The sequence below is a fragment of the Streptomyces sp. NPDC032161 genome (assembly GCF_040636995.1).
In the GTDB taxonomy this organism is placed as follows: Bacteria; Actinomycetota; Actinomycetes; order Streptomycetales; family Streptomycetaceae; genus Streptomyces.
In genome coordinates this window covers 12702-26540 of the sequence record NZ_JBEZVN010000042.1, presented here as the reverse complement: position 1 = coordinate 26540, position 13839 = coordinate 12702, and the positions used below count along the sequence as shown (strand labels likewise).

General features: G+C 70.4%; 13 protein-coding genes. 10 read left to right on the top strand and 3 right to left on the bottom strand.

Features of this window, described 5'->3' with window-relative positions:
* Nucleotides 1-449: 449 nt before the first annotated feature.
* From AB0E67_RS32675 to AB0E67_RS32660, 4 genes are all read left to right on the top strand, one after another.
* The gene (locus AB0E67_RS32675) at nucleotides 450-971 is read left to right on the top strand and encodes a DUF4240 domain-containing protein (RefSeq protein ID WP_362033688.1); all 522 of its coding nucleotides are present in this window, start codon (nucleotides 450-452) and stop codon (nucleotides 969-971) included.
* A gap of 1194 nt (nucleotides 972-2165) precedes the next feature.
* The gene (locus tag AB0E67_RS32670; protein WP_362033685.1) at nucleotides 2166-2315 is read left to right on the top strand and encodes a hypothetical protein; all 150 of its coding nucleotides are present in this window, start codon (nucleotides 2166-2168) and stop codon (nucleotides 2313-2315) included.
* A 92-nt stretch (nucleotides 2316-2407) separates the two neighbouring features.
* Nucleotides 2408-2932 (top strand): zeta toxin family protein, encoded by a 525-nt coding sequence (locus tag AB0E67_RS32665; RefSeq protein WP_362033682.1) that lies wholly within the window; start codon nucleotides 2408-2410, stop codon nucleotides 2930-2932.
* 200 nt (nucleotides 2933-3132) lie between these two features.
* Nucleotides 3133-4677, top strand: coding sequence for an FMN-binding glutamate synthase family protein (locus AB0E67_RS32660; protein WP_362033679.1), 1545 nt, complete (start codon nucleotides 3133-3135; stop codon nucleotides 4675-4677).
* Nucleotides 4678-5110: 433 nt separating this feature from the next.
* On the opposite strand, the gene AB0E67_RS32655 is transcribed toward AB0E67_RS32660, so the two are convergent.
* Together AB0E67_RS32655 and AB0E67_RS32650 are read right to left on the bottom strand one after the other, a co-directional pair.
* Nucleotides 5111-6232: a serine/threonine-protein kinase gene (locus AB0E67_RS32655; RefSeq protein WP_362033676.1), complete on the bottom strand. Its 1122-nt coding sequence runs from the start codon at nucleotides 6230-6232 to the stop codon at nucleotides 5111-5113.
* Between the two features lie 35 nt (nucleotides 6233-6267).
* Nucleotides 6268-6717 (bottom strand): hypothetical protein, encoded by a 450-nt coding sequence (locus AB0E67_RS32650; protein ID WP_362033674.1) that lies wholly within the window; start codon nucleotides 6715-6717, stop codon nucleotides 6268-6270.
* 97 nt (nucleotides 6718-6814) lie between these two features.
* On the opposite strand from AB0E67_RS32650, the gene AB0E67_RS32645 reads away from it, so the two are divergent.
* The 3 genes from AB0E67_RS32645 (at nucleotide 6815) to AB0E67_RS32635 (ending at nucleotide 9932) form a co-directional block, all read left to right on the top strand.
* Nucleotides 6815-7435 (top strand): DNA-binding protein, encoded by a 621-nt coding sequence (locus AB0E67_RS32645; protein ID WP_362033671.1) that lies wholly within the window; start codon nucleotides 6815-6817, stop codon nucleotides 7433-7435.
* Nucleotides 7436-7997: 562 nt separating this feature from the next.
* Entirely contained in the window at nucleotides 7998-8921 is a 924-nt protein-coding gene (locus tag AB0E67_RS32640; protein ID WP_362033668.1) for an NADP-dependent oxidoreductase, read from the top strand.
* Nucleotides 8922-9284: 363 nt separating this feature from the next.
* On the top strand, nucleotides 9285-9932 hold the full coding sequence (locus AB0E67_RS32635) for a TetR/AcrR family transcriptional regulator (RefSeq protein WP_362033666.1): 648 nt from the start codon (nucleotides 9285-9287) through the stop codon (nucleotides 9930-9932).
* 425 nt (nucleotides 9933-10357) lie between these two features.
* Here AB0E67_RS32635 and AB0E67_RS32630 read toward each other — a convergent pair whose 3' ends face one another.
* Nucleotides 10358-11641: a nucleotide disphospho-sugar-binding domain-containing protein gene (locus AB0E67_RS32630; RefSeq protein WP_362033663.1), complete on the bottom strand. Its 1284-nt coding sequence runs from the start codon at nucleotides 11639-11641 to the stop codon at nucleotides 10358-10360.
* A gap of 69 nt (nucleotides 11642-11710) precedes the next feature.
* Between AB0E67_RS32630 and AB0E67_RS32625 the strand changes: the two genes are divergently transcribed.
* From AB0E67_RS32625 to AB0E67_RS32615, 3 genes are all read left to right on the top strand, one after another.
* Nucleotides 11711-12349: a TetR family transcriptional regulator gene (locus AB0E67_RS32625; protein WP_362033660.1), complete on the top strand. Its 639-nt coding sequence runs from the start codon at nucleotides 11711-11713 to the stop codon at nucleotides 12347-12349.
* A 109-nt stretch (nucleotides 12350-12458) separates the two neighbouring features.
* The gene (locus AB0E67_RS32620; protein WP_362033657.1) at nucleotides 12459-12995 is read left to right on the top strand and encodes a hypothetical protein; all 537 of its coding nucleotides are present in this window, start codon (nucleotides 12459-12461) and stop codon (nucleotides 12993-12995) included.
* Between the two features lie 216 nt (nucleotides 12996-13211).
* A complete protein-coding gene (locus tag AB0E67_RS32615) occupies nucleotides 13212-13655 on the top strand; it encodes a DUF6083 domain-containing protein (protein WP_362033654.1) in 444 nt (147 codons plus the stop codon).
* Nucleotides 13656-13839 lie beyond the last annotated feature (184 nt).

The window sequence follows — 13839 nt, the reverse complement described above, 5'->3', positions numbered from 1 at the left end:
ACGTCCGGCTCGCACAGGCCTAACGGCGAGAGGTGTCACGGTGTCACCTCTGGAACGGCCCAGCTCCCCGAAAGGCCCCACCACATCGTCGTCGCCTGTAGCCCCCGGGGGGAGACGGGCCTTTCCAGGATGCGCCGCGCCTGTTGTCGGATTAGGGCCGGCCCTTGGCATCGTGGCGGTGCGCAGGACGCCGCGCGACGCCGCTTCCCGCAAGCCCGCTCGACACGACGGGGTCTCGGTCCGCGATGCGCTCCAAGCAGGCATCCTCATCAACTGCAGATCGCGCAGGAAGCCGGGGCAGACCCGGGTCAGCCCCGGGCCGGGCAGGGACCAGCCGGCGGTGTAGAGGCGGTGGCCGGCATACGGCCTCCCTCGCAGTGAAATGACACAAGTCGGTGGAAGCAGTTCCTGCAGGCTGAGCGGCTTTGGGCCTGTGCAAGGATCGGACCATGGATGAAGCACGTTTCTGGGCCCTCATCGCATCATTCGACTGGGAACGGACCGGTGATGACGACGCGGTGCTCGCTCCTGCTTCGCGGGAGCTTCAGGAGCTGCCGCCCCAGGAGATCGTCGCGTTCGAGGACCTGCTTGCCGCCAAGCTCTACGCGCTGGATACGCGAGAGCACGCTCGTTGGTGCTATCAGGGCGAGTCGGATCCGGACAATGGAGACGATTACATCTCCGCTGACGACTTCCTGTACGCGCGTTGTGTCGTGGTAGCGAACGGAAGGGAGTTCTACGAGGGGGTACTCGCGGATCCCTCGCGTTTCCCGACCGGGATGGAATTCGAGTCCCTCCTCTACCTCGCCAGCAATGCGTACGAGGCCCGGACCGGAGCTCCGCGCGACCAGCTCACGAGCGTGTCCTGGGAGAGCTTCAGCAACACCGACGGATGGCAGCCCACCCAGAGTACGACGGAGGGACGCTACACCGGGCCTGAGATGCCGCCATTGAACCGTCGGCCTGCATAAGCCGCTTCCCCAGGGCAAAGCCGCTGACTGGGACAGCGAGAAGCGGTGCAAGCACGGGGTGAAAGAGGTGCCGGAGGCTGCCGAACAGAAGGGGCATCAGCCGTCAGCGGGCACCGGTTCCTCGGCCGGTTGGGTGTAGGAGAGGGACTTCGGCCTCGATCCGCCCCTCAGGGTCATGCAGGACGGTGCGGGTGCGCTCGGGTGCTTCATCGGGGCCTCGCAAGCCGGGGACGCGCGGGCGGCCAACGTATCCTGCGTAGTTGTCGATCACCGGAGGGCGGGCCTCGCCGGCGGGCGGCTGTCAGCCGGTGCGGCAGGCGGGTGCACAGGCCCACAGTCCGGTGGGCCCGGTGAGGAGGCCGGCTTCGGCGGTGTGGTGTCGAGTGACCGGTCGGCGTGGAGTCGTGCTCCCGCACAGCGCGCGGTTCCAGCCGCGGACCTGGTCGAGTGTCAGCCTGGTCAGGTCGATGGGCAGGGTGGTGCCCGGGTGGGGTGCTTTCTGTTAGGCGCGCACGAGGAACCGCCCACAGGCCCTCGCCGATGCCCTGACCACCTGCCGCGACGGCGAACCGGCGGACGCCACCGCCGTCGTGCTCCTCCACCGGTGACGCCGGAAGAGCGGCAGCACACCGACACCCACACAACGCCCCGTCGTCGGCGGCAACAGCGAGTCCAGATGGCGGTCATGCGGAAGATTCCTCTGACGATGAGCACAAGGCGGGCTGCCGGGAGTTCGGAGCGGCCAGTCCGCCCGGCGAGGCCCCGGGCGCGTGATGCGCAGGATGGCCAAAGGCCGGTCTCCTCGGCCTCGCCGTCTGCTGCGAGCCCACCGGAGTGGCCTGTCCAGCTCACGGGAGGCTCTCGTGCCAGAGTCGAGCCAGCCGATTGTCTCGGTCGCGTCCTAGCTAGTGCTGTGGCCGGAGACGTTTGCCGGGAAGCTCGCTGCGTCCGGTGCGGTGCATCGCGAGGCGGAGGATCGCCCTCGTACTGGACGTACTCGGGTGATGCGACAACGCGGCGAGGTGCCGTGCCGGACGTCGCGAGCCGGTAGACCTTTCCGGTCGCAGCACTGGCGTCGGAGCGGGCCTCTCGACCAGTCTCTGCGCCGTACCAGCCGGCCGGGGACGACGACCGACGCAGGTCGCTGAGACGACGAGGCGTTGCCTCGGCTCAACTACGCGAAGGAGCAGTGCATTGACCGCCCCGCAACCCGCGGACTCGATCGTCAACGTGCCGACGGCGCTGGTGTACGACGCGTTCGTCGAGACGGCCAACCAGCTCGCCGCCTGCTGCACGCGCCTGTCCGACACCGCCTTCATGGCCGAAGGGCGCGAGCGTTGTTAGCAGTGGGTCCTGGACCTGCGCCCTGCCAAGCGTGCGGTGCCGGCCGACGACGGCACCCAGCCGATCGCCCGCATCCAGTCCTGAAGGGTGCTGTGGCTGAGGCGAGCGACTACTTCCTCACCGAGAAGCAGTTACGTGACCGCTTCGAGGAGCGGGGCGGGGATTTCGTCTTCTCCGGCTACACCCCGCAGGACCAGCCCGTGCTGGTCCCGTTGGGCGGGCCGTCCGCCGCGGGCAAGAGCCAGGCCATGGCGGCCGCCGGACAGCGGCACGCCGACCAGCATCTCGTGCCCCTGGCCGGTGATGAGCTGCGTCCGTTCCGCCCCCGGCACCAGGAGGTCCTGGACAACGAGCCGTGGCTGTTCCCCGAGGCCACCGGGCAGGCCTCCGGCGCCTGGGCGCGGATGAGTATCGAGTACGCGCGGGACAAGGGCTACAGCCTGATGCTGGAAGGCGACTTCAGGGATCCGGCCATGACCCTGGCCACGGCGGAGGAATTCGCCGGGCTGGGCCGCCGCGTCGAAGTCGTCGGCCTGGGGGCGCGCCGAGCGCAGCCGCCTGGACGGCCTGTGGCGGTTCCTGGAGGGCGGCCGCTGGACTCTGCCGGACCGACATGACCTGGCGTACCGGATGATGCCGGAGACGATCGGGGCCGCTGAGACGAGCCCGCCAGGGGTTACGGGACAGCCTTTAGTATCATCTGGCGTTTCGTCGTCGGACGCCGATGCCTGCCCGGCCGTGTCCGCCGCCCAACGCCCACGACGTCCGCCGCACAGCGATGGCGTCGGGTATCGAGCAGTCGAGGAGAGGAACGTTCATGCGCGCTCGGAGCATCGGCGCGGCCGCCGCAACAGCATTGGCGCTGGTGGCCGCCCGCGACCTCGTCCAGAAGAAGCACGCACTGCTCAGAAACTTCCCCGTGGTCGGGCACGCCCGGTACCTGTTGGAGACGATCGGGCCGGAGCTGCGGCAGTACGTCGTGACGTCCAACGAGGAAGAGCGCCCGTTCAGCCGCGACCAGCGCACCTGGATCTATGCGTCGGCGAAGGAGGAGAACAACTACTTCGGGTTCGGAACCGACGTAGACGTCGAGCACGTGCAAGGGCACGCGTACGTGAAGCAGCGCACGTTCGCCGGCGCGCTGCCGGACCTGCACGACCCACAGGCCCCGCTGCCCTCGGCCAAGGTGCTAGGCGGCCCGCGCGGGCGCGCCAAGGCGTTCCGGCCGGCGAGCGTCGTGAACATCTCGGCGATGAGCTTCGGATCGTTGTCCGGCGCGGCCATCACGGCGCTCAACAAGGGCGCGGCGCTGGCCGGCACGATGCAGAACACGGGTGAGGGCGGCCTCTCGCCGTACCACCGCAACGGCGGCGACCTCGTCCTCCAGATAGGGACGTCGTACTTCGGCTGCCGCAACGAGGACGGCACCTTCAACCTCGACAAGCTCAAGGACGTGGTCGCCGGCGCCCCGGTCAAGGCGATAGAGATCAAGCTCTCCCAGGGCGCCAAGCCGGGGCTCGGCGGGATGCTGCCGGGCGCGAAGGTGACCCCCGAGATCGCCGAGATCCGCGGCATCCCGGCCGGCAAGGACTGCGCCTCCCCCTCTCGGCACACCGCGTTCCACGACGTCGACTCGATGCTCGACTTCGTCGAGCTGCTCGCTACCGAGACCGGTCTGCCGGTCGGGATCAAGAGCGCCGTCGGGGAGATGAGCTTCTGGCAGGAGCTGGCCATGCTGATGGCGCGTGGTGATCGCGGGGTCGACTTCGTGACCATCGACGGAGGCGAGGGCGGTACCGGGGCGGCCCCCCTGATCTTCACCGACTCGGTGTCGCTGCCGTTCCGGATGGGCTTCTCCCGCGTCTACAGCACGTTCGCCGAGCGGGGTCTGACCGACGACCTCACCTTCATCGGCTCCGGCAAGCTCGGCCTGCCCGAGAACGCCGCCGTCGCCTTCGCCCTGGGTGTCGACATGATCAACGTCGCCCGCGAGGCCATGCTGTCCATCGGATGCATCCAGGCGCAGAAATGCCACACCGACAAGTGCCCCACCGGCATCGCCACCCAGAACCCGTGGCTGGTGCGCGGCGTCGACGCGCCCTCGAAGGCCGCCCGGGCCGCTGTCTACCTGCGCACCCTGCGCAAGGAGCTGCTGAAGGTCTCGGGAGCTGTCGGCGTCGCCCACCCGGCACTCATCACCACCAGCGACATCGAGATCATGAACGGCGACTACGACGCCCGCACCCTGGCGAGCGTCTACGGCTACAAGGACGGCTGGGGCGAACTCGGCCCGGAGCTCGCCCAGGAGATCACCGCACTGCTCACCACCGAACCGGCCCCTCTCCAGAAGCCGGCCGACTGACGCACGACGAGTTGCCGGTGGGCAGCCAGGCTGTGTCCGGGCGATCTTGCAGGGTTCTTGCGATCAGGTCGTGGATGGGGTGATCGCCGGGGGGGCCGGTTCTCCTTGGGGCGGAGAAGGCCGCCGGGGCCGAACCGGTCGTGGACGGCGTCAGCGTCCGGACCCCTGCCGTACTGTCCATGCACACCGGTACGGCCTCGATGTGGACGGTCGGTATCCGGGCCCTGGTGGTGTGCGGTTCGTCGGTGCTCCGTCGGCCCGGTGCGGTCCCGATCGTGCCGGACGTCTTTTGATCGCACGTTCCGGGCGGGGCGTCGGCCCGGACCGCGTGTCCACCCGGTCGGGACAGCTCGGGGGCGGCGTGCGGTGTGCACACCGGTCGCCCGGAACGGGCGTCTCTGGGATCGGCCGGGATCGGGGGAACGACGGGGGGTCAGTCCTCGGAAGCGGTCGGTTGCCATGCGTAACGGCGTGTGTCAGGGATGTGCCTGCACATCAGGATGTAGCCCTCGGGGCTGAAGGCGACGTCGTACTCCTGGTCCGCAGGGCAGGGGCTGAAGGCGGTGGGCCCTTCGGGGTCGGCGGGGCCGCGCCGGGCATCGGCGGGGACAGCGGGGGCGGTCGGCCGGGGGCTCCCCGCGGGGGCGGCTGGGTGGTCGGGGCTGCCGCCGGTCAGCGCTGCCGTCGTGGCGAGGCCCGCCAGGAGCACGGCGCCGGCGCAGAGGGCTGCCCAGAGGCGTCTGCGTCGGGAGGACCGGTCGGTGACGGGAAGGGGCGCCTCGCCGAGCTGGTCGGCGATGAGGAAGGGCTCGTCCTGCCACTGCAGGGGCCAGTGTTCGGTCCCGAGGGCGATGCGGGCGGCGATGATCGCGTCGAGGGCCGCTGCGGCGGTGGGCCGGCACTCGGGCCGCTCTGCGGTCATGGCGGCGAGCAGTGCCGGTGGGGCGCCCAGGACACGCAGTACGAGCCCGGCGGCGTAGATGTCCTGGGCGGGAGAGCTGTCGGCTCCGGCACGGATCTCGGGGGCGAGGTAGTCGGGTGTGCCCGCGACGTAGGCGGGTGCGGTGAGCTGGAGGTGGGGCAGGACGCGGGCGATACCGAAGTCGCTGAGGTAGGCGTGGGGGCGGGCGGCCCCGGTCGCGGCGAGGAGGATGTTCGAGGGTTTGACGTCGCGGTGCACGAGGCCGGCGCCGTGCACCGCGACGAGCGCGTCCAGGATCTGCTCGGCGAGGAGCAGGCCGACGGCGGGTGGCAGTTCGCCGTAGTCCGCGAGAAGCCCGGCGAGCGTGCCGCCGCGGACCAGGGGCAGCACCAGCCAGGCCTCGCCGTCGCGAACGAACCAGTCGACGGGGGCGAGGACATGGGGGTGCCCGATGCGTACCGATTGCTCGCACACCAGCCGCAGCAGCGACTCGACGTCGGCACCGCCGGTGACCTTCACTGCCACGTCCTTGCCGTGACGCGTGTCCACGGCTCGCCAGACCGTGCCCTGGGCGCCGCTGGCGACCGGTGCGAGCAACCGGTACCGGTCGGCGAGCATCCCCCCTGCTTCCATGCGCCGTAGCGTACCGGCGCACGGGGTCGTCGGCGTCAGGCGCCGGCCAGCGTGAGGATCACGGTGTCGGCGGTGGTGGTGATCTGTACGGCGGTATTGCCCGAGGTCGCGGTGAACGTGCCGCCGATGTCGATCACGGTGTACTGGTCGCCTTCGAGGGCGGACCGGTAGGCGTCGAGCGTGGCCTCGGGGTCGTCCGTACGGTACGTGAGGACGTACGCGCCCTTGCCCCCCGTCACGGAGGTGAGCTCCCCCTCCGGCAGCGGCAGGCCGGCGGGCAGGTCGTCCGGGGCCTTCACACCGGAGGGGGCGGCGTCGGACGGGGCGCCCGTATCGCCGGAGGCGGCGGCGTCCGAACCGGCGGTGGCGGTGGCAGCGGACTTGTCGGAGCCTTCGGGGGCGGCGCCATCGCTGCCACAGGCGGTCAGGCCGAAGACGGCGAGGGCGGCGACAGCGGCGAGCGAAGTGGTGCGCGTCCAGGACACAATGACTTCCCGTCAATTGAGGGTGGGTCGAGCTTCCGGGGGAGATTGACACATGAAAACAATCTTTGACAAGTGTAAAAACTGCTAGCGTGGACCCATGGACCAAACCGCCACGACGCGCAACCAAGAGCTCCAGCGCCAGTGGTACGGCGCTCCGCTCGGTGAACTCTGCCGGGACTTGTGCACCCTGTTCGCGGTGACCCAGTCCGGCCTCGCGGAGATCCTCGGGGTCTCACCGGCCATGCTCAGCCTCGTCATGAGCGCCCAGCGCGCCCGGATCGCCAACCCCGACGCCGCGGCCCGCCTCTCGGCGGTGCTCCACCTCGCCCATGACGTCCGTGCCGGCGCCGTACCGGCCGCGACCGCACGCGAGACGCTGGCGACCATCCGGGCCAGCCGAACCCCCGGCCAGGACTCGCTGGGCACCACCTCGCACCCGCCCGCTCCTTCCCAACCGGCCCCGCCCCCCGCCCACGGCCCGGCCCAGGACCTGGACACGAACTTCGCCCTACGGCTGCGCGATCTGCTCAACTCCCGTGCCGGGGCTGCGGAGATCCTGGCAGCCGCGGCCCTCCTCGAAGCCGACCACCCCGGCCTCGCCGACATCCTCCGCACCTGCGGCGCGGGAAGAACCGACGAGGCAGTGGACCTCGTCCGCCGACCCGGCGCCGGTCGCGATGCCAGCGGCCTTCGCGACCAGGCCGTGTCTTCGAACTGACACCGTCCTGCCGGAGGCCGGGCTGCGTGGTGTCCGGTTGCATGCGATCGCAGGGCGGAGGATCGTCCTCGTACCGGACGCACGAGGACGACTCCGACAACGCCGCGAGCGATGGAGCCTCCCCTGCTCGAACGAAGCCGAGAGCTCGGGGAAGTGCCGGACACCGCACAGCAGATGACAGCTTGAAGAAACGGTCTGGAGCTGCAGCGATCATCTGCCCGGCCAGGGCGGGCTTGATGGCGAACGCCAGGTTGCCGGGGGGTCCCGGCGCTCGTGCGGCGCTCGGCCATGAACGCACTCGACCAGCTCTGGGCAACCTCCGGAACCAGGGCCGCCCGACGGACTCCCGGGGAGCACGGGGTCGGGGCGCGTGCGTGGGATCCGACGCCGCTGGAATCGGTGAACAGCGCGGGAAGGCCCACAAGTGACGGCGGGCGAAAGCGGAGCCTGCCGCAGCGCGCAAGCTCAGGTCTGAGCTGTCACACCCGGAGGGGTTACCTCATCTCCGTGATGAGACCGCAGACCGGGGCAGACAGACAGGATAAATGGGTAAGGACCTGTCATGCGAGCCATCACTGTTCGAGACCGTGACGCCGGTATCGCCGGACTGTCCCTGACGGACGACATGCCCTACCCCCATGCGGCCGAGAACGACGTCGTCGTGCGCGTGCACGCTGCGGGCTTCACCCCTGGAGAGCTGGAGTGGCCCGGTACCTGGACCGACCGCGCGGGCCGTGACCGGACGCCGAGCGTACCCGGGCACGAGCTGTCGGGGATCGTCGTCGAGCTGGGATACGGCACCACGGGCCTGAGTGTCGGCCAGCGGGTGTTCGGCCTGACCGACTGGGCCCGCAACGGCACACTCGCCGAGTTCACCGCGGTGGAGGCCCGCAACCTCGCTCCGCTGCCGGCGGATGTCGACCACACCGTGGCCGCCGCGGTGCCGATCTCCGGGCTGACCGCGTGGCAGGGCCTGTTCGACCACGGCCGCCTCGCCACAGGACAGACCGTCCTGATCCACGGCGTCGCGGGCAGCGTCGGCTCGATCGCGGCGCAACTCGCCCACGAGGTCGGCGCGCGAGTCATCGGCACCGGCCGTGCCTCCGCCCGGGACAGGGCGCTCGCGCTCGGCGTGGACGCCTTCCTCGACCTGGAGTCCGAGAAACTGGAGCGCGTCGGCGAGGTCGATGTCGTGTTCGACGTGATCGGCGGAGATACGCTCGATCGCTCGGCCGCCCTGGTGCGCACCGGCGGCACCCTCGTCACCATCGCCATGCCGCCCAAGGTCCAGCCCCAGCGCGGGCGGGCCGTCTTCTTCGTCGTCGAACCCGACCGCGCCCGGCTCGCCGAACTCGCCTCGCGGCTGAGGGACGGACGGCTCAAGCCGCTCGTCGGCGCCGTACGGCCGCTCGCCGAAGCACCTGCCGCGTTCTTCCCCGGTGAGCGCACCCCTGGCAAGACGATCATCCGAGTCACCGAAGGGTGAACAGGGGACCCATCCTGATCGACTGCGGATCGCCGGTGGTCTCCTGAAGTCGCCACGCTGACTACGGCCACGGCTTGCGCCGCCTCGGCCCGGACCGACCGCTGCCGTGGCTTCGGAGCACCCCTCCGAAACCCTGACGCCCTGTTGCATCAGGCCCTTTCGAACGTGAAGGGCAGGACATTCGCCCCGGCGGTCGTCGACGTGGTGCGCAACTCACCGCACGCGCGAGCCAGTTAGAAGCTATAACTAAAATGACTACCTTGGGCGGGAGTATCAAGTGTCATCGAATCCCCTCGCTACCCCCTCTCGTTACCGCGATAGGGTGTAACGCCCAGGAGCGCGGCCAGGCAGGGAGCATGACAGGTGACGAACGGAGCCAAGGTGACCCCCCGCGAGAGGTACCGGAACCAGGTACGTACGGAGATCAAGGAGCGGGCATGGGAGCAGATCGCCGACGCCGGGGCATCCGCGCTCTCCCTGAACGCGATCGCCAAGCAGCTGGGCATGAGCGGGCCCGCGCTCTACCGGTACTTCGCCGGTCGCGACGAACTGATCACCGAACTCGTCCGGGACGCGTACCGCAGCCTGGCCGATGCCTTCCGGTCCGCGGCGGAGACGGGCTCCGACCTCGCCGGGCTGGCGCACGTACTACGCGGCTGGGCGCTCGACGACCCTCAGCGGTACTTCCTCGTCTACGGCACACCCGTGCCCGGATATCACGCACCCGACGACATCACCACGATCGCGTCGGAGACCATGGCGGTCCTCCTCGACACCTGCGCCGCACTGCCGGCGGACACCGCCGTGACACCCCTCGACACACACCTGGAAAACCACCGGCAGTGGGCGGGCGAGCACCCCGCCCCACCCTCGGTCCTCCGCCGGGCCCTCGCGTTCTGGACCCGGCTGCACGGCGTCCTCTCTTTGGAACTCGCCGGGCACTTCGCCGGGATGGGCTTCGACCCCGCCGTGCTCTTCACGGCGGAGCTCGACAAACTGCTCGCCGACTGAGCCGCGCAACGCCCGCCCGCCCCGGGCACCGAGCGGCATCGACGGCCCCTCGCCCCATGCCGGACGCCCCGGCCACCATGTCCGGCCGGGCCTGCACCTCGGGCAGCCGGGCGACGACATCATCGTCACCGCAACACCTGCCGCGCGCCGACAGGCCACCAACCGGCGAACACCGCCCACACCACGAACGCGCCGAGCGGCCTCGAAAGGGGCCGCCCGGGCCGGATGCCCGTCACCGACGTCCCTCAAGAGCTTCCGCGGCCGGCCCGGGAACACTTCGAACCACCCGGCCGTCGCCCGACACCTGAGGCGGTGCGGCTTCCCCACCACTCTGCGCGCAGCCGAGCCGCCGCAAGCCCGTCGGGCACATCCGCCCCGGGGTTCCGCCACGGCGCCGTTCGAAGCGCGCGCCCCCGTACGCCGTGTCAGGGCGTGCGGCTCGTGTCGATCAGGGCGACCAACGCGTCGATACCGCCCGCCGCTGCGATCTGTTCCGCCAGGACCCCGGCCCGGTGTCGGTAGCCCTGGTCGGCCAGCACGCGGCGGGCTGCCTCACCCAGCGCCTTCGCCGACGGGTGGTTGGTACGCATCCCCACGCCCACACCTGACCAGGAGACCCGGGCGGCGACCTCGGCCTTGTCCTCGGTGGCCCCGGCGACCACGAGCGGGACCCCGTGGCGCAGCGCGAAGTGCACGCCGCCGTACCCGCCGTTGGTGACCATCAGGGCGACGCGGGGCATCAGTGCGTCGTACGGCACGAACGCGGCCGCTCTCACGTTGTCGGGCAGCGCGGTCGCCCATGCCTGCGTTCCGCGGCCTCCAGTGGCGACGACGACGGTCAGGTCCTCGTCGGCCAGCGCCGCCACCGCCGGGTTGATCAGCTCGTCGAAGTCGTTGTTGGCCGCTGTGCCCTGGGTGACCAGGACGATCGGCAGATCGTGATCGAGCTCGCTCCACCAGTCGGGCAGCGGATGGTCTCCGGCGGAGCTCCGGCCCAGCGGCCCGATGAAGTGCACCGGTGAGGTCGCTCCGGGGCGCGGGTACTCGAACCCCGGGACGGTCAGCTGCACCAGATCGTCCGCCAGCGCGGGCCAGTCCAGGAACAGGCCCGGCAGCGGGCGGCCGGCGATCCGTCGGCACAGGCCCGACAGGTCCCGCTGCTGTGCCGGGAAGACCACCCGCCGCACCAGCGCGGTCAGCGCCCGGTTCCGTACTCGGCCCAGCGCACCGCCCATGGGCGGCAGGCCGAGTCCGAAGGGGGCGACGTCGGGGCCTGTCAGCGGCAGCGGGACGATGCCCGCCAGCATCAGCCGCGGGCGCCGGTCGCGGGGCAGCAGGGCCAGTGGGGCGACGCCGAGGAACAGCGGTTCGGCCAGCACGACATCGATGCCGTGGGCGTCGATCAGTGCGGTGACGGTCTCGTACTGCGGCTCGGCCGCGCGGAAGAACATGTGGTCCAGGTCGAAGCGCATCGCGGCGAGGCCGCGCTTCCCGGCCCGCTCCGGATGGGAATCGGCCCAGGTGTCGTCGAAGTCCACCGCTTCCGGCAAGGGCGCGAAGTCGGCTCCGGTGGCCCGGACCCGCTCGGCGAAGCGACGGCCCGTCACCATCACCACGCGGTGTCCGGCCGCAACCAGCCCACGAGCGACCGCGAGCAAGGGAGTGACGTGGCCTTCGGCGGGTGACGAACAGATCAGTATTCCGGGCATGCGCGGCTTCCCCCTCCGCTAACATTGGTTGACGTCTAAGAGTATTGACTACCCTTCAAGGAAGTTCAAATGAGTGGGGCGGAACGCCGCAGCTACAGATCGGCGCTGCGCGCCGGACAGGCCGAGGCGACGAAACGACGAGTCCTCACGGCAGCCGCGGACCGCTTCGCAGAGCGCGGATACGGGCGGACGACGCTGGTCGAGATCGCCGCCGACGCAGGCGTCTCGGTCGAGACCGTCAAGGGCTACGGGCCCAAGCGCGCCCTCCTGCTGGCGGCCTTCGAGCAGACCTTCGCCGGATCCGAGGGTTCGGCGCCGCTGCTGGAGCGCGAGCAGTTCATGACCATCGAGCATCTGGAGGGCGAGGCGTACCTCACCGCCGGCATCGAACTCATCGCCGCGGCGAACGCCCGCTCGGCCGGTCTCTGGCGCGCCTTCGTCAGTGCCGCGGACACGGAGGCCGACGTCCGGGCCACGCTCGATCAACTGCTCGACCACCGCCGCGCCGACATCGGGGAGGCCGTCGGCCGGTTGCGGCGCCGTGGCCTCGTGAACGCGTCCGCGGACGAGGAGACCGCCGCTGTCCTGTCCTTCGTCCTCTCCCCGGAAGGGTACGAACAACTTGTCCTCGACGCTGGATTGACGGAGCGTCAATACCGCGATCACCTGGCCCGACTCGTCACGACGGTACTGCGTCCCGGCCCCTGAGCCGTCTTGAGAGGGAGCACAGGGCGGTTGCGCTCCTGTGGGCATGGCATGAGGATGAACAGCCTGTCCACGGACACGTCTTCGTGACATCCGCGATGTGGGGGGGATCATGGTGCGGCGCACTGAGGTGGCCAGACGGTTGGGCGGTTTCGTCCGCGAACACCGCACGGACGGTGGCAGGCGGCTGTGGCAGGCGGGCATTCTGCTGTGTGTCGGCGCCGTCGGACTGGCCTTCGGGGTGCCCGTCGCGGTCGCTTCGATCGGCACCACCGACGGCGCGCCCCAGCTGGCGGGGCTGTTGCTCGGAGTCGGGCTGGTGGGAGCGGGGCTGGGGATCTGGCGGATGGTGCAGGCATTTCGTACCCGGGAGCAGTGCTTCGACATCCATGAACGCGGGTTGACCCATCGGGTGGCGGGCACCGCCAGTGTGATCCCCTGGGAGGACATCGCACAGGTGGGCGCTCACGGCGACGACAGCCGGCCTCTGGCCGAAGCCCGCGGAATGGGCTTCACCTGTGACATCACGCTTCACAGCGGCCGCAGGATTCGTGTCGACACGTTCACCGAGGACGCCCGCGAGCTGGCGCTGGTGGTCCACCGAGCGGTACACCTGGGGCAATTCCCTCAGGGCCGGGGGCGGCGGTAGGCCCAACGGCTCGACGGCCGGCCGCCCGGGCCCGGTCCGTCCGGCGTGCAAGACGTCGCGTTCGCCCCGTCGCCGCTCACCGCCCGGATCGTCTCCGGCGTCGGCTTCACCGACGGTGCCTGATCGTCGTCGCCGTACTCCGTGCGCGGGCCGTTCGGCAAGGTCGGCCGAATTGCGCCCTACCGGACGTGACGGCCCTTCCGGACCCTGAACCGTATGGGGGAAACCGATTCCTTCCCGACAGGTCCGGACCGCCCCGACGACGACCTCCAAGCCCTTCGTGAAGGCGCCACCGCCCCACCGCCTCCGGAACCGCCCGACTGCCCGGACTGCGGCCTTCGACAAGACCGGTACCCCACCCTCTACGAAGGGCACTGGGTGCTCCTCGAACCCGGCATCGCCGTTCCCTCTCATCATCTTCCGCCCCGCCGACGATGGGTGATCGGCGTGGACGGCACCGCGATCAACACCTGGGACGCCGAACCCACCCCCGGCGCCTTCTGCCATGTCGCACACCACCTCGTCTGTCCCTGTCCCACCGTCGGCGCTCCATGGCCCTGGCCCCGAAGTGCCTCGATGCGCGAGGAGAACGGCCGTCGCTCGCAACGGCTGTTCGAGCTTCCGACCCCGGGGGTCCGCCCCGTACGGGACGAGATGTGAGCGGGCCTCGCCCCCACAGGTCCGAGACCCCTCGACAATGCATCCCGGCGGCCCGACGAACCACGGGATCGGGGTTCTGGACAGGCGGGCACCGGTGTGCGGGCCGGTGTCGACGTGAACGGATCGGTCCAGCGGCGAGTGGCCCGCATGGTCGACACGCCGTGGACCATGGCCGGGGACCAGG

What these genes read in the sequence shown, in the direction of transcription:
- AB0E67_RS32645 (WP_362033671.1), top strand. Translation starts at nt 6,815, where the DNA reads ATGGACCAAACCGCCACGACGCGCAACCAAGAGCTCCAGCGCCAGTGG.
- AB0E67_RS32625 (WP_362033660.1), top strand. Translation starts at nt 11,711, where the DNA reads ATGAGTGGGGCGGAACGCCGCAGCTACAGATCGGCGCTGCGCGCCGGA.
- AB0E67_RS32620 (WP_362033657.1), top strand. Translation starts at nt 12,459, where the DNA reads ATGGTGCGGCGCACTGAGGTGGCCAGACGGTTGGGCGGTTTCGTCCGC.
- AB0E67_RS32660 (WP_362033679.1), top strand. Translation starts at nt 3,133, where the DNA reads ATGCGCGCTCGGAGCATCGGCGCGGCCGCCGCAACAGCATTGGCGCTG.
- AB0E67_RS32640 (WP_362033668.1), top strand. Translation starts at nt 7,998, where the DNA reads ATGCGAGCCATCACTGTTCGAGACCGTGACGCCGGTATCGCCGGACTG.
- AB0E67_RS32630 (WP_362033663.1), bottom strand. Translation starts at nt 11,641, where the DNA reads ATGCCCGGAATACTGATCTGTTCGTCACCCGCCGAAGGCCACGTCACT.
- AB0E67_RS32655 (WP_362033676.1), bottom strand. Translation starts at nt 6,232, where the DNA reads ATGGAAGCAGGGGGGATGCTCGCCGACCGGTACCGGTTGCTCGCACCG.
- AB0E67_RS32615 (WP_362033654.1), top strand. Translation starts at nt 13,212, where the DNA reads ATGGGGGAAACCGATTCCTTCCCGACAGGTCCGGACCGCCCCGACGAC.
- AB0E67_RS32675 (WP_362033688.1), top strand. Translation starts at nt 450, where the DNA reads ATGGATGAAGCACGTTTCTGGGCCCTCATCGCATCATTCGACTGGGAA.